We start from the raw sequence: 19927 nt of genomic DNA on the forward strand, positions 1-19927 counted from the left end.
CATCTGGCCCAACATTAAGAATGAGGAATGGAAAGAAAAATTTATTGATAACAAACTGGCTCGGTCTATCTTGATTATTTTTGTAATCATCCTGCTGTTTTCTCTGGGAATCGGGCTGTTTTTTGATATTTTCTTTCCAGTCGAAAGACTGGATGTGATCCAAAAATAAGGAGACTCTTAACTATGGCGAAAGCTGATGTACAAGTCATTGCGCAATCCCTTTTAGGCAGCGATCTACTTGAAGAAGATTGCGAAGTTCTGTCTAAAGTGGTTAAACACAAAAAATTGACGCAAAACGAAATATTATTTGATGCAGATACCGTTGACGGTAGTCTTTATATTCTTGTGAATGGCAAGCTTGATATTCTCAAGGTCGTTGGCCCGGGCAAAGAATTAAGCATCAATGCATTAAAGCCAGGTTCAATGATTGGTGAATTAAGCTTTATTGATGGTGTTGCACACACCATGCGTTTAAGAGCACGTATTGACTCTGAAGTGCTTGTTTTGCACAGGGATGACTTCGAAGCTTTGGCAGAAAGTAACAACAGAGTTGTTTTCAATGTAATGAAGTCAATTCTGAGATATTCACATACGCTACAACGCAAGATGCTTCAAGAAAATATCGAAATGCAGCGTATGGTATTGAACGAGTACACTTCACAATACTAAACAAAGCCTGTTCAATGGTCTCTTAGGAGCTTTCCTAGGTGACCACTACCCTCTAAAAACTTTCCTGCTTTAAAGTAAGTTGTATAGAAATACGATTAAGATTGCCAATGGAGTGATGTACTTAAGAACATTACGGTACAGATCCTTCCAAGGTGAAGCCAAAGACATTTCATCATCACGCTGAGCCTGTGTCATCACCCAAGCGACAAACAGAGCCATCAACAACCCACCAAGAGGCAACATGATATTTGTCGTTAGAAAATCAAGTGACTCAAAGATGGTTCGATTTCCTATGAGATGAAAATCTTTCCATTCATTAAAAGACAAAATCGTTCCAATTCCCATTACCCAAGTGGTTGAACCAATTAATAGGGATGCTTTCTGGCGCTTAATACCCCAATTCTGCTCAAACCAGCTCACAGCAGGCTCAATTAACGAAATAGCTGAGCTTAACGCTGCCAAGATAACCAAGGCAAAAAACAAGGTTCCAAAAAACCAACCGCCTGACATCTTCCCAAAAGCTACCGGTAATGTCTGAAATAATAAGCCAGGTCCCGACCCTGGCTGCAAATGATTGGCAAATACCACTGAGAAGATGACCAATCCAGCCATTAACGCTACCAAGGTATCTATCCCAGCAATCCAAAGTCCTGCTTTTGGGATGGAGTATTCCTTCGATAAATAAGAACCATAAACCATCATGGCTCCCATCCCGATACTCAGGGTAAAGAAGGCATGTCCCATGGCGACTAGCACACCGTCCCATGTCAGCTTAGAAAAATCAGGATAAAACAAGAAGTGAAAACTCTCCGCAAACGCCGCTGAGGAAGCTGCATACCCCAACAGAATCAGCAATATGACAAATAAACCGGGCATCATGATATTAATTGCCCTTTCCAACCCGCTTTTTACACCTTTTGACACCACGTAAACGGTAAACACCATTGCAAGGGTGTGCCATAAAGCTAGCTCCCATGGCGAAGCAATCAGGTTTGAAAATCGTTCCCCAACGGATTTCGCAGAAATATCAATGAAATCACCGGACAAGCTTTCAAAAAAGTACGCTATCCCCCAACCTGCGATTACCGTATAAAAGGATAGAATAAGACAGCCTGCAATCAGCCCATTTAAGCCTAATAGCCACCACCACTTTGAAGACTTTGTTTCAAGTGCAAGGTTAAGAAGTGCTTGAGGAGGGTTGGCTCCACCTCTCCTACCTAAAGTGATTTCTGCCATCAAGACAGGCAACCCAATAAAGAGTACGCAGAGCAGGTAAACTATCACAAAGGCACCACCGCCATTCTCTCCAGTGATATAAGGAAATTTCCACAAGTTTCCAAGTCCAACCGCCGAACCGGTCGCAGCCATAATAAACGCCGTTTGGTTCGACCAAGATGAAGTGGAAAGTTTCAACCGTGACATGAGGTTTCCTTTATAATTGCCCTAATTGTGATTAAAATTTTCAAAAAATTATAACAGATATGCGTATTCAGGCTAATTATTCCCTAAAAAACCGAAATACTTTCCATATTGATGTCAAAGCGCATTATTTTGTTGAAATAGAAAAACAATCAGACATCACCACTTTGCGCTCTGACCTTAAAATTGCCGCCCTTCCCTGGATGATTATGGGGTGTGGAAGTAACCTGCTTTTTACCCATGATCTGGACAAAGTGGTTGTCACCTGTCGTTTTAAAAAAATTAAGATTGTTAAAGAAGATGCTGATAATGTCTGGTTATCGGTTGGTGCAGGGTTAGACTGGCACACTTTTGTGGAACACACCGTTGATCAAGGTTACTGGGGATTGGAAAATCTTGCCCTTATTCCTGGCACCGTCGGTGCAGCGCCCGTACAAAACATTGGTGCTTATGGTGCAGAAGCTGAGGATACCATTACTCGCGTTCAAACCCTTAACCTGTTCAATGGCGAAAGAAGAGAATTCCGACATTCAGACTGCCAATTCGGCTACCGCCAAAGTATCTTTAAAACCGAATATGAAAATTCATTATTAGTACACCGAGTCACCTTTAGATTAAGAAAAGCTCATGCAGGGCAACCTAATCTTTACTATGAACCTTTGAAAGAAGCACTGAGTGACAAGGAAAAAGGCGAGCTAACATCCCGCGACATTTTCGATGCGGTAGTGAAGATAAGACAGAATCGCATCCCTGACCCCCATATTTACGGTAATGCAGGCAGTTTCTTTAAGAACCCTATTGTTTCAGAAGAATATTTCCAAGAACTCGTTGAGAAACACGGTGATATTCCCTATCACAAGACACTGGATAACCAATATAAGATTCCAGCAGCTTGGTTAATAGAAAAAGCTGGCTGGAAAGGCAAAAGATGTGTTAACAAAAAAGCTGGTGTTTCCGAGAAGCATGCGCTGTTCTTAGTGAATTACGGTGATGCCAAGGGAGAAGACATTGTTATGCTATCCCAACATATTCGTGAAGATATTGATCATAAGTTCGGCATTCACTTGGAGTGTGAAGTGATCATATTGAAGTAACCACTAAGTTAATGATTACTTTTTCTTCCCCTGCTCAGCATTCGCCACCTGCTCAAGTTTGACTGAGTCTTCCATATAAAGCGTTCTGGTCGGGAAGGCAATTTCCGCACCGTGGTTATCAATGATTTCCGCGATTTTAAGCAGTATCTTTTCTTTCACTTCATGGTACTCAATCCAAACTATCGTTTTGGTAAAGGTGTAAACCAATAAATCCAGAGACGATGCGCCAAACCCGTTGAAACTGACAATCAGGGTTTGATTGCTGTCTATGTCTGGATCCTCCTGAAGCATAGTTTTAATTTCAGACGTGATTTTCGACACCTGACCGATATCACAATATCGAACACCAATCGTTTCTTTGATACGACGATTAGTCATTCGCGATGGGTTTTCAATAGAAATGGTGGCAAACATGCCGTTTGGGATATACAGCGGGCGCTTATCAAATGTTCTGACGATCGTCATTCGCCAACCGATGCTTTCTACAGTCCCTTCAATTTCTTTATCAGGTGATCGAATCCAATCTCCAGTCACGAATGGCTTATCCATATAAAGCATCAAACCACCCAGCACATTACTAACCAAGTCCTTGGCAGCGAAACCGACAGCCACACCACCAATACCACCAAAGGCAATCAGTCCAGTCAGATTAACCCCTAGACCACTCAGTACAAAAATACCGGTAATGATAAAAACCGTCAGCTTGAATATTTTTGCCAAAGCTTCAAGTGTCACTGGATCCCACTTGCTGTTCGAACGCTCTAAACGCTTTAAATAACTCTCGATCCGCTGAACCCAGCGAATCGAGAACCAAGCCACCGCAATCAGCGCGAGGGAAGATTTAAAGCCATTGATATAAGGAACAAAATCGGTAAAGACCTTAAAAGTTACCAGTATTGTATTCAGAGCGAATACTGTCCCAGACAACCATATGTAGAAGGAAAACGGCGATTTCAACGCAACAAAAAAGGTCTTCGCCACTTCCTTTTTTCGATGCTGAAGATAGCGAACCACACGAGACAATACCATGCGAATCACAAAATCGATAACGAAGGTAAAGCCTAGAATAATTAGCAACAGCAAGAGCCAGGCATAAGAGCCAAAAAACTGTGTCAACGCAAGCCAAGTGTCTGGGAACATTTTAATCAGCTCAGAAAACCCTGAAAAAGTAATATCCTCAAACAATGTTGGAGAATGATGTTTCACCGGCTCCGTTACCAAATCAACTGTGGATGGATCTTGCAAACTACTCATAAAACTTCTTACCCTAACAATGCCTGTTGATTGGATTCGTTAACAAAATGGTTGACTGCATAAGACTTTGATTGCCATGTTGGGTCTTTATGCAACTGTACATAGCTTAAGTGTGGCTTGCCATGTAGGCGGATCAGTCTTGCATGAGACAAAGCATCTCCTTCCCAGTGCACATTTGCCAATACATCATCAGCCGCCATAGAATCATTGCAAACCAAAACCAAATCACAGCCTGCTTCCAACGCCATTGTCACACGCTTAGCCGGCGTGCCGAAAACCTCAGCGGCTTTCATTGACAAGTCATCACTGATAATCGCCCCTTCAAAATGACATTGCTTGCGCAGTACATCTTGCAACCAATGCTTGGAGAAGCCCGCAGGTAACGCGTCCACTTTCGGGTAAATAACATGTGCCGGCATCACCGCTTCCACTTGATTTTCAATCAAGCGTAAAAACGGCTGTAAATCGTGTTGAGCGATTTCATTGAAACCTCTCTCATCCACTGCAATTTCATAGTGGGTGTCAGCTTCAATATAACCGTGCCCAGGAAAATGCTTTGCGACTGATGCCATTCCTGCTTTATGCATACCATTCATCAAATGCCAAGTTAAGTCAGCAACCACTTGAGGATTAGAGTGAAATGCACGATCGCCGATTACTCGACTACCACCAAAATCCAAATCGACTACTGGCGCAAAGCTGAAGTCTACCCCTACCGCCAAAAGCTCCGTTGCCATCAGCCAACCAACATTTGATGCCACTTCTTTTGCCTTTTCGGGCGACGTATCATAGAGGTGCCCAATCAAACGCATGGCTGGCAAGCGGCTAAATCCTTCTTTAAACCTTTGTACCCGCCCACCTTCATGGTCAACGGCTATCAACAACCTAGGGTGACGCAAGCTATGGATTTCTTGTGTTAGCTTCTGTAACTGCTCAACTGATTCAAAGTGACGAGAAAATAAAATCACGCCCGCAACCAAAGGGGTCATCAATCGTTCACGGTCGACCTCCGTCAGACGTGTACCTTCAATATCAATCATGACACTACCAAGTGACATGGCTTTTCCTTGGACGGTTTTTTCCATAAATTTATCGTACTTTCTCGCGTTACTTTTTAAACATTATAAATAGCTTTCGGGTAAAAACCGAAATCGGTTTTAGGAAATCTGTTGGGTAATCATTCTCTGCGGGACTTTGCCTTCACATCCAAGTGATCTCGCCACTGATCTCCCAGCAAATTAACAGCTAAGACCACCATCATCAACGCTAGACCTGGGGCCAGCACCAAATGTGGCGCAACCAGAAGGTAACGAGTTCCTTCTCTAATCATGCTTCCCCAAGACGCATCTGGAGCTTGTACCCCCAACCCAAGGAAAGAAAGCCCCGCCTCTGAAATCACCGCACCGGCAATACCAAAAGTGGCTTCAACCCCTAAAGGCGCCAATATTAATGGCAACAAGTGGCGCCATAAAATCAAATAAGTCGGTACTCCAAAAGCCTTAGCTGCTTGAATATGCTCGCGGTTACGTAAACTTAGCGTCTGTGCCCGTGCCAATCTCGCGTAACTTACCCAACCTACCGTCACCAAAGCAAAGACAACATTTTCAATTCCTGGCCCTAAAATAGCCGCCAAAGCAATTGCCAGCAACAAACCTGGAAAGGCCAAAAAGACATCTATTATCTTCAGGATAACCTTATCCGTCCAACCGCCAACATAAGCACTATAAACACCAATAGTTGTGCCGATGATTGAAGAGAAGACCACAACACCCAGCGCCACCAAAAAAGAGGTTTGTGCGCCCATAAGCAGTCTATCCCACACAGGACGCCCTAATTCGTCATACCCCAACCAGCTTTGATCAACACCAAAAGCGAGTAGTTTCTTCAAATCAATTTGCGTTGCTTCATCGCCGACAAACGCACCCGATACGGCCATCATTAGCCATATAAGCACCACCAACAATGGCAGCACCTTAAAGCTAACCAGGTAATTTCGTAAATCGCGAATAGATTGAAACTGCATTGACTTCATCATTTTGCTAAACGTATCCTAGGGTCTAACCAAGCATAAACCACTTCCGTCAAACCATTCACCAAAATATAAGCCACACTGATAATCAAAATACAGGCTTGGACAACAGGATAGTCGCGACGCTGTATCGACTCCACCAAGAGTTGTCCCAGTCCTGGCCAATCAAACACCACTTCCGTAATAACCGCTCCACCAAGCAACGTTCCAAGTTGCAAACCCAACACAGTGATAACAGGCAACATGGCATTCATCAATGCATGCTTGCCGTAAACCGCAGCGCCAGACAGACCTTTTGCTCTTGCCGTTCTTATAAAATCTTCATGGTAGATTTCCAATAACGACGCACGCAGCATTCTCGCCAATATCGCAGCCAACGCCGTTCCCAAGGTTATGGCAGGCAATACCCATGAAAAAGGTTGCTCGGCACCACTCACTGGTAGCAATGACAAACCAATGGAAAACGCCAGAATCAGCATTGGTCCCAACCAAAAGTTAGGCACAGAAACCCCGATCAAAGAAACCGACATTGCCAGATGGTCGGGCCATTTTCCCGCACGGATAGATGCCCAAATACCTAATGGAAAGGCAATCAATACCGCTATCAGTAAAGACAGTAATGCCAACTGCAAAGTGTATGGAAAACGATTGGTGATCAACTCGGATACCGGTTGTTGATAAAACAATGACTGGCCAAAATCACCCTGGACGATACCCGTCAGATAATGAATATATTGCTGAAATAGCGGCAAGTCCAAGCCCAATTGATGGCGCAGTGCGTCAGCATCAGCCGGACTTGCCCAATCACCCAGCATGACCTCAACAGGATCGCCCGGTACAAGATGAATCAAGAAGAAAACCATCGAACCGACGACCCAGGAAATGAAGATAAGTGAACCTACCAAACGAACGAGGTACTGGAGCATTAAACAGTCACCCCATTCTTAACCATTAACAATCTCCACTTCACTGCCAACAGGCACTCTATCAAATAAATCCATCACATCTTCATTGCGCATACGAATACAGCCGTGCGACAACGCAACGCCCATTGGTTCGGTATCTGGTGTGCCATGAATGTAAATATAACGTTGCATCGTATCTTGATTACCTAAACGATTCGTCCCTTTTTCCAGACCGGACAACCATAATATACGGGTCAATATCCAGTCTCTATCCGGGAACTCTTGTCTCAAAGCATCGTTATAGATTTCTCCCGTTGGACGGCGCCCTATAAGAACACTATTCTTTTGTAATCCGTCACCAATCTTCGCACGAATCTTGTGTTTACCCAAAGGCGTTTGCCCTGAGTTTTTTTCATTGCCAATCCCTGCCAAAGCAGTACTCACAGAATAACGCTTAACTTCTTTTTCGCCGTCAAGTAACGTTAACGTCTGTTGTGGAATAGAAATGAGAATCTTCAAAATAAATTATCCGGATGCACTAAATTCGCTAAAAATCTACCAGGTTGGGTTAAAACCCTTTCTTTAAAGTTTATACTAACGGTTTGAAAAATAAAGCAATTGCTTGTCATGCAGCTTAGACAGCGTGACCAACGCGGCAATACCACCTATCAATGCAAATAACATATCTGTTTGCGTGTCCCATTCATCGCCCTGCGTTCCGAGAAAAGCTTCGGCACCCGTTTCCGAAATCATGGCCGCGCTCCATTCTACCAACTCGTAAAATGCGCTGAAAGCCAGTACAAAGCAGACAATAAAAAAATTCATCCATGCCTTCGATGAAAGTACTTTTTGCCTTAAAAGCAGCTCTCTAGCAATCATTACGGGGACAAATCCTTGCAGAAAGTGCCCTACCTTATCGTAATTGTTTCGGCTTTGTTGCAGCCAATGTTCCAAATCTGAAAACAACGGAACTTCTGCATAGGTGTAATGGGCACCGACCATCAAGACAATGCAATGCAATAAAATCAGCCAATATACCAATGGCGTGATACCGACAGTCACTCTATATCGCAACACCAGCAAAAAGCCAATCAATGCAGGCAGTGCTTCCATCCACCATGTGAGCCAGTCTTTAGGTTGATAGGTTGACCACAATAAGACCGCAATGAATATTCCAGCCCATAAACCAACTGCGCCATAATAATGTTCTTTACGAATCGCAGCCGGCATATTCAAACCATTTTTTTGACTTTAAGCAGCCCGTCGAAACGGCCGTCGGAATATAGCTGATAGCCTTCTACGCCCTTTCTCATTACAGCATACTGGTTTTCATACCATAAGGGCATTGCCGCCAGTGTATCTTGTAAATGACGTTGTAGCTGTCGATAGAGTTTAGCTTCTTCCGCTAAGGATTGTGCCTCTCCTGCTTCACGAATCAAGGTGTCCGCTTCCGCATCACGATAACGCCCTCGGTTCGCGCCTCTGGGCGGAATGGCATCTGAGTCAAACACGTACTGAAAAATGTCCGGGCTCTTAATCCCCACCCACGCAAGGCTATACAACTGGAAACGCCCTTTTTTGATGTCGCTGTAAAAGGTTCCCCAGTCATAACTTTGAATATCGAGCGCGATACCGATTTTCTTCAACTCAGCTTGATAGATGGTCGCCAGCCGAATTCGCGTCGGATCCGATGAAGTTTTATAGCTCAGCTGGATTTCTCCAGCTTCGTTTAGATAAGGTTTGATTAAATCGGTTTGTTTCCTTAGCTCCGACAACAAAGCTCGTGCCTTATCAGGATCATAATCAAACCCTTTTAAATCAGGCACACCACACCAATGCTCCGGCACCAATAACCCGCCAGCCAAGCGCGCTTCGCCAGCGAACAGCGTATCAATTATCAATGGTCGATTAATACCGTGCGCCAGCGCCTGCCGCATCTCAAGTTTGGATAACAAAGGGTCTTCAAAATTAAAGCCAATATAGGCAAAGCTGGTACCGAAATGAGACGATACGACCAAATCATCGCGGTGATGGCAGTAATTCAACAATTCAGGCGACAAATCGTTTTGTATGAGATCCAGTTCTCCCTTACGGAGTTTCAACACTCTGACAGTCGCATCCTTAACCGGGATGAACTCTAGCGTTGTTTTATCCGGCCTTTGTAATACAAGCCTTTGTTCGTCCATAGAGAGAAAACGACAGGCACCGCAGCCAATTGGTGACGACAAAAACGAATGGTCTTGCTCAATCAGATCTTTCGGCAAAATACCAATCACCAAACGACCAACAAATAACGTATCAGGATGTGCCAAATGAAAATCAAACTGGGTGTCGTTAAGCGCCACGGCTGAAGTGATGTGCTTCAACGATCCTCTAAGAGGAGAACCTTGCTTGGGATCCAGAATCGAATCAAATGTCGCCACCACATCTTCAGAAGACAACTGCTTACCATGGTGAAACCTTGGACGCACTTTGAGTGTAAAACGATATTGCGTGGGTGAAACCATTTCCCAAGTCGCTAAATCTGGAATCGGCTCAAAAGACTCGTTGAAATCGATTAGTTGACGGTAAATCAGACGATTAAGTCGGCTCGACAAAGCATCTGTCGCTTGCCTCGGATCCAGCACACGTGTTCTTGAGGTAACACCAACCAGAATTTGACTCGCACTAGAGTGAGTTTCACAACCCGCCAATAGCGATATGGACGGCCAAACGGCTAAGCCAGCCAGTCCACTAGACGTTCGTTTAAAAAAAGTTCGCCTATCCATCTGTTAAAACATCATAACTTGAAACACATTGTAATGGCGACTTCATAGAAAACAGCTCAGACAGAAACCTATTACTAGGAACTGCTACCCGAATCCACGGGTGGATTTGCATCGTCAACCGGATCAGACAAAATACTGTCATATCTTTGTAGCTTATCGGCATCTAGTGTTCCCACTGCCGCCTCTAATTTCAAGCGGCTCAATACAACATTTTGTAACGACTGTGCCAAGTTACGTCTTGCCTGGAACTTATTGGTACGCGCAGTCAGGACTTCCAACAAGTCTTTCAAACCGACTTTGTATCCTTCTTCGGCAGCTTCAAGGAAGGCATCATTCGACTTCACCGCAGCACGGTTGGCAGCGACCAATTCAACCCCTCTTTCAACATTACGCACTTGAACACGTGCATTCAACTTGGCGTTTTCTCTTGCATCTCGCACCCCGATTTCTGCAGCTTGATAGTTTGAACGGGCTTGAGAGACCAATGCTGACGTTCCACCACCTGAATACAGTGGCAACGAAGCGACAATACTGGCACTTGCATTATTAGGATACTTTGCACTGAACGAATAACTCGGGATAGCCGACCCTTCGGTATGTTCATATTGTGCTTGTAAGCTTAGATTAAACCAATGCCCTGACTTCTGAACTTCAACTTCTTCACTAGCGACCTTAGCTTGTTCTTCTGCTTGTAGAACAGTCAAGTTGCTATCTAGCGCTTGTTGTTCATAGGTATTGATATTCAATTGTGGTTGAGGCAACTTCACGCTTAAAGCGATGACTTTTAAGTCTTTTACTGGCTTGCCTGTCAACTTGGTCAACTCTTCGTAAGCCACATCCAAGTTGTTCTCAGCAGAGATGCGGTCGGATTTTGACAAGTCATAACTCGACTTGGCTTGCAACACATCTGTTCTACTCGCCAGACCAACCTGAGCGGAAGCTTTAGCGCGATCCCACTGAGTTTCATCAGCCTTCTCTTTCGCCTTGGCTAGTTTGACATCTTCTTGCGCCAACAACACTTTGAAGTAAGCATCCGCCACACGGACAATAATGTCTTGCTCCGCGCTCTTAATCGTGTATTCAGCCTTCTTCAAACTGTATTTTGCTTGAGAGTATTTTGCCCAGGAATCATGCTGGTAAAGAGACTGCTTCAAAGTGATATCAGCGGTTTTGGTATCCACCGATTTTTCATTCAGGTAGCTGTCAGTATAGGCTGCATTGGCACTGACTTGAGGTAATAACGACGCACGTGCGATTTTGACCAGTTGTTGATTAGCCTGATACGTCGCTTGTGCTTGCGCCAACGTCGCATCATGGGCGACAGCCATCTGATAAACATCAAATAGGCTATAAGCTGCTTGCGACTGAAACGAAGTCATCGCTAAACCCGCAGCCATCATGCTGGAGACCACTAATGTGACGGCTTTCTTTTTAAATGGATTCGCTGGTCTAACTGAATTATTCAAAGCTGTTTTTTTCATCTTCACTCCAGGTGGTGTAGGGCTTCTGGGTCAGACTGATATTGTAATAACGAACGATATTCGTCACTTCGCGCCCAATCCATTCAGGTAGTTCCAGCGCTTCATCTTCGCTGTCCAGTTCCACTTCCGCGACAATCAATCCGTCATTATCCCCTAAAAATTCGTCGATTTCCCAGGTATGTTCTTCAATGTCTACTAAATAACGCACCTTCTCGATTACAGGGCCAACAGCAAGTGTTTTAAGCATTTTCTCTGCATCTGAGACATCAACCGGATATTCATATTCATCCCGACTGAGACCAATTTCCAAACTCTTGATGTTGATAGTCGCTTCATCTCCCTCCAAACGGATACGAATGGAACTTTTACTACCAGGCTGCTGAATATCATTCAAATAGCCTTGTGCCATGTGCGTTTTCTTTTTCGCAAGCTGTTTCCAGTCAAGGTTTGCAACCAGAAACTTTCTTTCAATCTCTCTTGCCATATTTTTATATTTTCTTCTGTGTTTAGTTTTTTGGGTTAAAAACACCCGTTGAAAGGTAACGATCTCCTCTATCGCAAACAATTGTCACGATCAGCGCATTTTCCGTTTCATTGGCAATTTGCAAAGCCGCAGCCATCGCTCCACCCGAAGAGACACCAGCGAAAATACCCTCTTCTTTCGCCATGCGTTTCATGGTGTCTTCAGCAAGAGCTTGAGACATATCAATGGTGCGGTCTACGCGAGAGTCATCATAGATACTGGGTAAATATTCTTTCGGCCAGCGGCGAATGCCGGGAATGGAAGAGCCCTCGGTTGGCTGTACGCCAACCACCTGAATATCTGGATTTTGTTCTTTAAGGTACATGGAGGTTCCCATAATGGTTCCCGTCGTTCCCATTGCACTGACAAAATGCGTGATATTGCCTTCGGTTTCATCCCAAATTTCTGGACCGGTGGTGAAATAGTGCGCCAATGGATTATCTGGATTGGCAAATTGATCGAGAACGGTTCCTTGTCCTTCTGACTGCATTTTCTGTGCTAGGTCTCGAGCACCTTCCATGCCCTCTTCTTTTGACACCAAAATCAATTCAGCGCCATAGGCCGCCATAGATGCCTTACGCTCCATAGACATATTGTCCGGCATAATCAATTTCATCTTATAACCCAACATCGCGGCAACCATCGCCAAAGCAATCCCTGTGTTGCCACTTGTCGCTTCAATCAGCGTATCGCCCGGCTTGATTTCTCCGCGTAGCTCGGCCTGCTTGATCATGTTTAGAGCGGGTCGATCTTTCACCGAACCGGCCGGGTTATTTCCTTCAAGCTTTGCCAGAATCACACTATTGGTATTCGCATTCACCAAACGTTGGATTTTAATCAAGGGGGTGTTTCCAACGACATCCATTAAAGTTTTCATAAACTATCCACTTTTAATTTTTTAAATCAACGACAGATATATGCCCGTCGCAACAGCTATTGGCAATAAAATCGTCACGCCGACATTCAATGCCATCACAGAATTCAGTTTATCTTTCCAAACTGCGGTGTTCTGGATGCTTTCAAACTCTTTTAATGCATCGTCACCAGCTTCTTTTGAGACAACGGGTTGCAGATATTCTACCTTATGCGCCATAGGCACAAACAACAATAGCAACAAAAATCCAGTGCTTCCCGCCACCGGTAGCGCACCTAGAAAAATCGCCATCGCCAAAACCACAAACGCCAGCACGCCCTGTAAAACGAAAAGCTTCAACCCAAAGGCAACGCCATATCTATGCCACAGGTTAAAACGCCCAAACTGCTTATCTGCTGCCCTATCCGGTAATTGATTGATGAGTAATAGGTTGTTCACCAAAAGAAACGGAATTAAAGAAACCAAAGCCACTTGCCACGAAAACTCACCAAACAGCACGAAATAACCACCGACCATCATCAAAGGACCAAACCCTAAGCCGGGTGCCATAAAGCACAACCAAGGGAAGCGCGTCAGCAATGAAGTGTAAGACAGGATGACAAACACTCCTAACAAGCCTAGCGGTAATAAGCTCCAGCCTCTCAAATAAACAAAATAGGCGCCCAATGCGATAATCAATCCAATCAATGCGTAGGCAACTGCCGCTACCCATTCTTGTGCGCCAGAAAATGCCTGCAAACCGCCACTACCACCACTAAAGGACGTTCTATCAGTAGTCGCATCCAACCCAGATTGATAATCTTCGTATTCGTTCAGCATATTGACACTGATATGCGCTGCCAAAGCACCAATACATACCAACGCAAACAGTCCAAACGAAAAGTGTAATATCCTTATGCCCGCCTGCTCAATCGACACTGCCAGCAGTAACAACATAATGGATAACGTCAGCACCAGAAATGGCGGTCGCATCGTCATGAAAACGGTTTTTAACTTTAAAGAAGTGTCGTTCATCCAACCCTCATAGCATGGCAATATCTTGCGCTGATCAACTTATTCAATAGCATGCTCTTTAGCCAACTTAAGATAAGCGTCCAATCGATGATTCCAACCCGTTAACCATTTCTGCTCAATGGCACGTTGTTTTTCTGTCGGCGCATTATTCGCTCTATCTTTTAACAGTGTCTTCGCCGTAGTGACAAAAGCCTCCAACCGTGTTTGTTTAGTGACGGATGGCATCGCCAACAATACATCCAACAAGCCCCACCCTTGCCCTTTATAACGCTCTTTAGAATTATTACCTAACCCTTTGAAATTAAAGTAATCCAATAATGCATAAGCACTCACTTTATGGGCTGACATCAATTCAATGGTTTCTTTTACTTTCCACTGATCGGTTAAGGATAAATTCGCTATTGATTCGTTCAATGTCTGCTGAAATCGCTGCAAAATAAATGCCGCCTGCTCATCTTTGGTTTGCAACAACCAGTGACGAAGCATCTGCATTTTGGAAGAGTTTTGTTCACGAATAAATGCTTCTCGGTTTGACCAAGGTGGTTGCATTGGATTTAGTTCGACCAACCAGTCCGGGGGAGGATTTTTTTGAGAAACAAACCGCACCATTTTTGGAAAGGTTTCCTCAAACGGTACATCAACGCCTTTTGGAAGCCAAATAAAATGCCCTATTCCAAAAGAAGGAAAAGACTCTTTCGGATTCCAGAACGTCAGATTTTCAACTTTATCTGCCGTTTCATTGAAAGAAATGCGCTCCGCTATCCAATGTAAGTCCGCGGAACTTAGATGAAACTTAACCTTTGGTGATGCCTTCGCATTTAGTGCCAGCACCAACAAAGCAACCATAAAGCCGAGAGGCGCTAACTCCATTTTCTTCATTCTTTTAAACACCATAACTCAGCTTAAAACGCCAGTGACGCAAGATAGCCGTCAGTCCTTTGCAAGGCGCCAGCATAGAGTTGCGGCAATTCATCCACTACGGACTCTTTTACACAAGGCATTGCCAATAAAGTATCCGCCCAACGTTTGATTTTCGGCAAACTATCCAAGAAACTTACACCGCAGAGCTTCTCGAAAATCTCCAACCGCATCAACAATGGCGCATAGGCCGCATCAATCAAAGCAAAGTCATCACCATTGAAATAGGTTCCAGCGGAATGCACAACCTCCAAGCGAGACAGTTTATCGATCAATCCCGCTTTTGCTTCTTCAAAAGCCTCTTCCGTCTTGGCTTGCATCATTTGAGGCACATACATCATCATCTCGCCACCGAAGGCAATCCATGCACGGTTTTTAGCTTTAACAAGCGGGTCGGAAGGCATTAAACAAGGTGGGGTGATTTCATCCAGATACTCCTGGATAACCGATGACTCAAACAACACTTCATCACCCACCTTCAAAACCGGTACTTTACCGAGTGGAGAAAGCGTATTAAACCAATCCGGTGGATCACTCAAATCGATATAGGTAACATCGAAGTCAACATTTTTGTAATTCAAGATAATGACGGCTCTTTGTACAAAAGGACACAGCTTAAAACTGATGAGTTCGAGTTTTTCCGACATAGAAAACCACCTCTGGATTGGACTAGCAGGTTTGAATTTGGCACTAAAAGATAAAATTTAAGGCTCAATTAATGCCGTTACTTTTGTCATCATACAAAGAATAAAGGTGAGGTCAACCGTTGTGCAGTGAGATTCACAGAGATTTAAGAGTGCTGTTTGCTTTCAGGTCTATTTGTTGATTTACTTCAAATATTTGTCAGGGTGATCAAACAATTCATCTCGTTGCTGTTTATCGAGCTGTCGAATTGTCACGACCGTGTAACCCAAGGCTTTATAGTCATTCAACTGCGCCATACCTGAAGTGGAAAAACTCACTAAGTCAGGAAAGTCTTCCTGAGTAAGTTTCTTTAACCCGGCGACTGCGCCGCACACATGCACACTCACCCCTTCATCTTTGACCATTTGATTGAACAAGTCATGCAACTTGTGATTTTTTGCTTCTTCTTTTTTCTGTAATGCAAACTCTTCCGCACCATGCGTCACCACCGCGATATCAACATCCGGAAACTTTTTACGGATCATCTGGATTTGCTTACTGACATAAGGCGCAAAGGCGGGTAAGGCATTCTCGTCCAGTGTTTCAATATCAAACACCACTCCATCTGGTTGATGCTGCATAGCAAGGATTTTTGCCACTGCCGGTGCAACTTCAGGCAATGATTGCTGCTGTGGGTAAGCGCCCGTGGCAAAAAACAGCATCACAAAGAACAAACCGGCAAGCCATTTAACATTTAACATCTCAACCTCCTTTCCAACTTTGGACTAGGGTTATATTTATATTTTAAATAGCGTGGTATTTTTCCGCGAACACATTAATATAGACTTATATTTAGTCACAAAGAGCAAACACATGAAAAAGCACATTTTTACTTATGGTTCACTTATGTACCCTGAAGTCTGGCAGCAACTTGTTACAGGCAATTATGAATCTTGCCAAGCCACGCTTAATGGATTTCACAGAAAGTGTGTTATTGATCAAGATTACCCTGCTGTTTATAAAGATGACAGTTCGCTAGATAATCAAGTTCTTGGACGAGTGTACTTTGATGTTTCACCAGAAGACCAAGTTTCACTAGATAAGTTTGAAGGCGAGGAATATCTTCGTCTGACAGAAACAGCTATAACAACTGATAACAACGAAATCACGATTGAAATCTATGTCATCAAACCGGATTTCTTGCATCGTGTTTCTGAAAGAGATTGGGATGTACAAGCTTTTGAGGCGGAAGGATTACAGCGCTTCCTACAGCAATATAAAGGTTTCGAAAGTTAAGTTGCATGAGAATATCTGCCAGGTTGGGGGAGTGATACGTTCCCCCAACCTGGCAGATTTTAAAGATAAAACAGCGTTTCAAACTGAGTGATTAAATCTTGTCAGTCAGTACCAGATGCTCAAACTTCTTAAGCAAAGTATCCTGATCTTCAACCCGATTCGGGTCGGTAATAATACAATCCACCGGGCAGACACTCACACAGGTTGGCGTGTCATAATAACCGACACACTCCGTACATAAATCAGGATTGATTTCGTAGATTTTCTCGCCGTAGTAGATTGCTTGATTCGGGCACTCCGGCTCGCACATATCGCAATTGGTACAGCCTTCAAGAATTTTTAACGCCATGTTATTTCCCGAATCAAACCTGAGCCGCTTGCTGTTCTTTTTGCTTCTTCGCAGCCGCGTCACGCTTAGCATCACCACCCCAAGCTTCGTTACGCATAATCAAACCGAATTTCAAAACATCAATATCAATATTCTTAAACGGGTTTGGAATACGTGCAACCCAGCCGGAGCCTAATGCCGCTTCAATGTCTTTATCGTGCTGATCACGCATTTCAGGCAATACCATGGTGACGTTTCCTGCTGGCGTCATGACTTCGATTGAATCTCCAACGCAGAATTTGTTTTTCACATCGATTTCCAAGAAGCTTTTGCCATCACGTTCAATAACATCCACCACTTCACCGACAAAACGCTGGCGATCTGACTTGGACACACCGTATTCGTAGTTTTGATATTCAGAATGCACGTGACGACGCAAGAAACCTTCGGTATAACCTCGGCTTGCCAAACTTTCTAAGTCTGCCAGCAAATTGGTGTCAAAAGGTTTACCTTCTGCCGCATCATCAATCGCTTGACGATACACCTGAGCGGTACGCGCTACATAATAGTGAGACTTGGTGCGCCCTTCGATTTTCAATGAGTCCACACCCATATCAACCAATTCTGGAATCAACTCCACTGCACGAAGGTCTTTCGAGTTCATGATGTAAGTACCATGCTCGTCCTCAAACGCAGGCATATATTCACCCGGACGCCCTTCTTCTTCCAACAACATCACTGTATCAGTCGTTTCACCAAGGCCTAAAGTCGGCTCGTTGTAATCTTCCGCTTCATGAGTAGCAACTGCATCCCCCGTCAAATCAGTGATATTGCCGATTTTCTCGACTGGAATCCCAACAATGTCACCTGACTCGTCTTCTTTACCTTCATAAGTGTTGTAGTTCCAACGGCAAGCATTGGTGCAAGTCCCTTGGTTGGCATCACGCTTGTTGATATAACCAGACAGCAAACAACGCCCAGAGTAGGCAATACACAAAGCACCGTGAACAAATACTTCCAGCTCCATGCCTGGCACAGCTTCACCGATTTCACGGATTTCCTGAATTGACAATTCGCGAGACAAGACCACACGGCTAATGCCTTGGTCATACCAGAATTTTACGGTCGCCCAGTTCACCGCATTCGACTGAACTGACAAATGGATTTCCTGTTCAGGATATTCCGCACGCACCATCGCAATCAGCCCCGGATCAGACATAATCAACGCATCCGGCTTCATCGCGATAATCGGGGCAATGTCACGCATATAGGTTTTGATTTTCGAGTTATGCGCCGCGATGTTACTCACCACATAAAACTTTTTCCCCAACTCATGCGCGCGCTTGATACCTTTTTCCAAGGTAGCTTCATCAAACTCGTTATTACGAACACGCAAGCTGTAACGTGGCTGACCGGCATAAACCGCATCCGCACCATACGCAAAAGCGTATTCCATGTTTTTATAAGTACCGGCAGGCGACAAAAGTTCGGGTCTGAACTTTTCTACTTTTAGGTTTTCTGCTTCCAAGGCAAACTTCCTTTAAGTTAAAAGTGGTGAAAAAGTGATGCCGGAATCATGTCCGGCAAATACTTGACTAAATAACCGGGTATTTTACTTTATTTGGATAACACTTGCTCAAGTGTTTCATGCCATAAAACCCTTTTGTTTTCAAAGGTTAATTGGGCATTTGCAGGGCTGGTTGAAGGGAGTGAAAAGAAAACCAAATCATCCGGTAAAGCTTGCTTTTTGGTCACCTGTTTTTCAAACAGGTTTTGGGCTGCCTTGCCATTAAATAGAATGGTTTTCAGACTGGGATATTGTTGAAAAAGCGATGCAAAATCATTGGCTTCGGGTTGTTTAATCGCGGAGTCCAAACTCCCCTGCCGCTCACAGCTTGAGAGCACATCCCACAATAAAATACCACTTTGCTTACAGAGCGCGACTTTCTGCTCAGTGCTCTCAATCGGCAGTTTAAAGTAATCAGACAGTATCGGCCAAAAGGCATTGCGCGGATGCGCATAATAAAAAGACTCTTCCAAGGAAGCGACACTCGGCATGGTGCCAAGTACCATGCATTTTGGTTCGTCAGAAAGTATGGGGTTGAAACCGTTACATTTAAACATTGCGCTATTTTATAATGAAAGCTCAACCCCAACCTGGCAGATTTTGAGCGCTTTCTTAGTTGGAAATAGACATTAAGAAATCTTCTAAAGACAATTTGCTTGGAAAGGTCTTCGTCTCAACAATCTTTAGGTTCTCTAGCTTGTAGACAGAAACGGTATCTTCTTTTTCCGGCCAGTTTTGAGTGTTGACTTCATCATCAGACAAAGCAATTGGGAAATCATATTTACGCATTTTTGGAAGTGCAAATAGCTTGGTCACGAAGCTTGGCATACCGGAAATATCGGCAACATAAAGCCAATGACGCTCTTCCAGGTTTTTAATCCCCAATTCATTTAGTGCATCTCTAACCCATTCGTTACCATCTTTGTGGTGAGAGAAAATCACCCACTGAACAGAAGCATCGAGTTTTGCAGGCTTATCCCACTGGTTTTTGAATTCGTGCGCGGTGAGTTGCACAGCATCTGCTTGACCAGCGTGAGCAAAATTTAAAAAGCCAAAGCTAAGAACCAACAACAGAAAGGATGTAAAAATCGGGCGTTGAAACATAATCTATATCTCCAAAAAGTAAAAAGCCGCCAGTAAGAATACAGGCGGCTTAAGACTAAA

Annotated in this window: 22 protein-coding genes; 3 read left to right on the forward strand and 19 right to left on the reverse strand. The window is 44.0% G+C overall.

From position 1 onward, the window contains the following. Nucleotides 1-183 precede the first annotated feature (183 nt). A complete protein-coding gene (locus HVMH_RS06580; RefSeq protein WP_029909132.1) occupies nt 184-669 on the forward strand; it encodes a Crp/Fnr family transcriptional regulator in 486 nt (161 codons plus the stop codon). 69 nt (nt 670-738) lie between these two features. Here HVMH_RS06580 and HVMH_RS06585 read toward each other — a convergent pair whose 3' ends face one another. Then, entirely contained in the window at nt 739-2091 is a 1353-nt protein-coding gene (locus HVMH_RS06585; protein ID WP_029909134.1) for a sodium-dependent transporter, read from the reverse strand. Nucleotides 2092-2150: 59 nt separating this feature from the next. Between HVMH_RS06585 and murB the strand changes: the two genes are divergently transcribed. Next, complete coding sequence (gene murB / locus HVMH_RS06590; protein ID WP_029909135.1) at nt 2151-3182, forward strand: UDP-N-acetylmuramate dehydrogenase; 1032 nt, start codon at nt 2151-2153, stop codon at nt 3180-3182. Nucleotides 3183-3197: 15 nt separating this feature from the next. Here the strand turns inward: murB and HVMH_RS06595 are convergent, their stop codons facing one another. The 14 genes from HVMH_RS06595 to HVMH_RS06660 form a co-directional block, all read right to left on the reverse strand. Beyond that, nucleotides 3198-4436: a mechanosensitive ion channel family protein gene (locus tag HVMH_RS06595; RefSeq protein WP_232087738.1), complete on the reverse strand. Its 1239-nt coding sequence runs from the start codon at nt 4434-4436 to the stop codon at nt 3198-3200. 8 nt (nt 4437-4444) lie between these two features. Further along, nucleotides 4445-5521, reverse strand: coding sequence for a beta-N-acetylhexosaminidase (nagZ, locus tag HVMH_RS06600; protein WP_029909138.1), 1077 nt, complete (start codon nt 5519-5521; stop codon nt 4445-4447). A 92-nt stretch (nt 5522-5613) separates the two neighbouring features. Beyond that, entirely contained in the window at nt 5614-6471 is an 858-nt protein-coding gene (locus HVMH_RS06605; RefSeq protein WP_232087739.1) for an ABC transporter permease, read from the reverse strand. Beyond that, nucleotides 6468-7391 (reverse strand): nickel ABC transporter permease, encoded by a 924-nt coding sequence (gene nikB, locus HVMH_RS06610; RefSeq protein WP_029909140.1) that lies wholly within the window; start codon nt 7389-7391, stop codon nt 6468-6470. Before nikB ends, HVMH_RS06605 begins: the two co-directional genes overlap by 4 nt. Before the next feature lie 18 nt (nt 7392-7409). After that, complete coding sequence (locus HVMH_RS06615) at nt 7410-7889, reverse strand: L,D-transpeptidase (RefSeq protein ID WP_029909143.1); 480 nt, start codon at nt 7887-7889, stop codon at nt 7410-7412. A 75-nt stretch (nt 7890-7964) separates the two neighbouring features. Continuing rightward, on the reverse strand, nt 7965-8600 hold the full coding sequence (locus HVMH_RS06620; protein ID WP_051622976.1) for a DUF2238 domain-containing protein: 636 nt from the start codon (nt 8598-8600) through the stop codon (nt 7965-7967). Between the two features lie 2 nt (nt 8601-8602). Beyond that, nucleotides 8603-10138, reverse strand: a complete 1536-nt coding sequence (locus tag HVMH_RS06625) for an ABC transporter substrate-binding protein (RefSeq protein WP_029909148.1) — start codon at nt 10136-10138, stop codon at nt 8603-8605. A 74-nt stretch (nt 10139-10212) separates the two neighbouring features. Further along, complete coding sequence (locus HVMH_RS06630) at nt 10213-11619, reverse strand: TolC family outer membrane protein (RefSeq protein WP_232087740.1); 1407 nt, start codon at nt 11617-11619, stop codon at nt 10213-10215. Continuing rightward, nucleotides 11597-12103: a CYTH domain-containing protein gene (locus HVMH_RS06635; RefSeq protein ID WP_029909153.1), complete on the reverse strand. Its 507-nt coding sequence runs from the start codon at nt 12101-12103 to the stop codon at nt 11597-11599. Before HVMH_RS06635 ends, HVMH_RS06630 begins: the two co-directional genes overlap by 23 nt. Nucleotides 12104-12125: 22 nt before the next feature. Beyond that, nucleotides 12126-13019 carry a cysteine synthase CysM gene (cysM, locus tag HVMH_RS06640; protein ID WP_029909155.1) on the reverse strand — a complete coding sequence of 298 codons (894 nt, stop codon included), beginning with the start codon at nt 13017-13019 and terminating at the stop codon, nt 12126-12128. 21 nt (nt 13020-13040) lie between these two features. Continuing rightward, nucleotides 13041-14030, reverse strand: a complete 990-nt coding sequence (locus HVMH_RS06645) for a prenyltransferase (protein WP_051622977.1) — start codon at nt 14028-14030, stop codon at nt 13041-13043. A 39-nt stretch (nt 14031-14069) separates the two neighbouring features. After that, nucleotides 14070-14900: a hypothetical protein gene (locus HVMH_RS06650; protein ID WP_051622978.1), complete on the reverse strand. Its 831-nt coding sequence runs from the start codon at nt 14898-14900 to the stop codon at nt 14070-14072. Between the two features lie 32 nt (nt 14901-14932). Beyond that, on the reverse strand, nt 14933-15595 hold the full coding sequence (locus HVMH_RS06655) for a glutathione S-transferase family protein (protein ID WP_029909160.1): 663 nt from the start codon (nt 15593-15595) through the stop codon (nt 14933-14935). Nucleotides 15596-15775: 180 nt separating this feature from the next. Next, nucleotides 15776-16333, reverse strand: coding sequence for a DsrE family protein (locus HVMH_RS06660; protein WP_029909162.1), 558 nt, complete (start codon nt 16331-16333; stop codon nt 15776-15778). Between the two features lie 112 nt (nt 16334-16445). Here HVMH_RS06660 and HVMH_RS06665 point away from each other — a divergent pair, with 112 nt between their 5' ends. After that, the gene (locus tag HVMH_RS06665) at nt 16446-16868 is read left to right on the forward strand and encodes a gamma-glutamylcyclotransferase family protein (protein WP_029909165.1); all 423 of its coding nucleotides are present in this window, start codon (nt 16446-16448) and stop codon (nt 16866-16868) included. A 91-nt stretch (nt 16869-16959) separates the two neighbouring features. On the opposite strand, the gene HVMH_RS06670 is transcribed toward HVMH_RS06665, so the two are convergent. The 4 genes from HVMH_RS06670 to HVMH_RS06685 all read right to left on the reverse strand — a co-directional run bounded on the left by HVMH_RS06670 (nt 16960) and on the right by HVMH_RS06685 (nt 19867). After that, nucleotides 16960-17217, reverse strand: a complete 258-nt coding sequence (locus HVMH_RS06670; RefSeq protein ID WP_029909167.1) for a YfhL family 4Fe-4S dicluster ferredoxin — start codon at nt 17215-17217, stop codon at nt 16960-16962. Between the two features lie 13 nt (nt 17218-17230). Continuing rightward, the gene (gene trhP, locus HVMH_RS06675; protein WP_029909169.1) at nt 17231-18724 is read right to left on the reverse strand and encodes a prephenate-dependent tRNA uridine(34) hydroxylase TrhP; all 1494 of its coding nucleotides are present in this window, start codon (nt 18722-18724) and stop codon (nt 17231-17233) included. A gap of 89 nt (nt 18725-18813) precedes the next feature. Beyond that, a complete protein-coding gene (locus HVMH_RS06680; protein WP_029909171.1) occupies nt 18814-19320 on the reverse strand; it encodes a DNA-deoxyinosine glycosylase in 507 nt (168 codons plus the stop codon). A 55-nt stretch (nt 19321-19375) separates the two neighbouring features. Then, nucleotides 19376-19867: a hypothetical protein gene (locus HVMH_RS06685; RefSeq protein ID WP_051622979.1), complete on the reverse strand. Its 492-nt coding sequence runs from the start codon at nt 19865-19867 to the stop codon at nt 19376-19378. Between the last annotated feature and the right edge of the window lie 60 nt (nt 19868-19927).

Source organism: Hydrogenovibrio marinus (assembly GCF_013340845.1).
Classification (GTDB): Bacteria; Pseudomonadota; Gammaproteobacteria; order Thiomicrospirales; family Thiomicrospiraceae; genus Hydrogenovibrio; species Hydrogenovibrio marinus.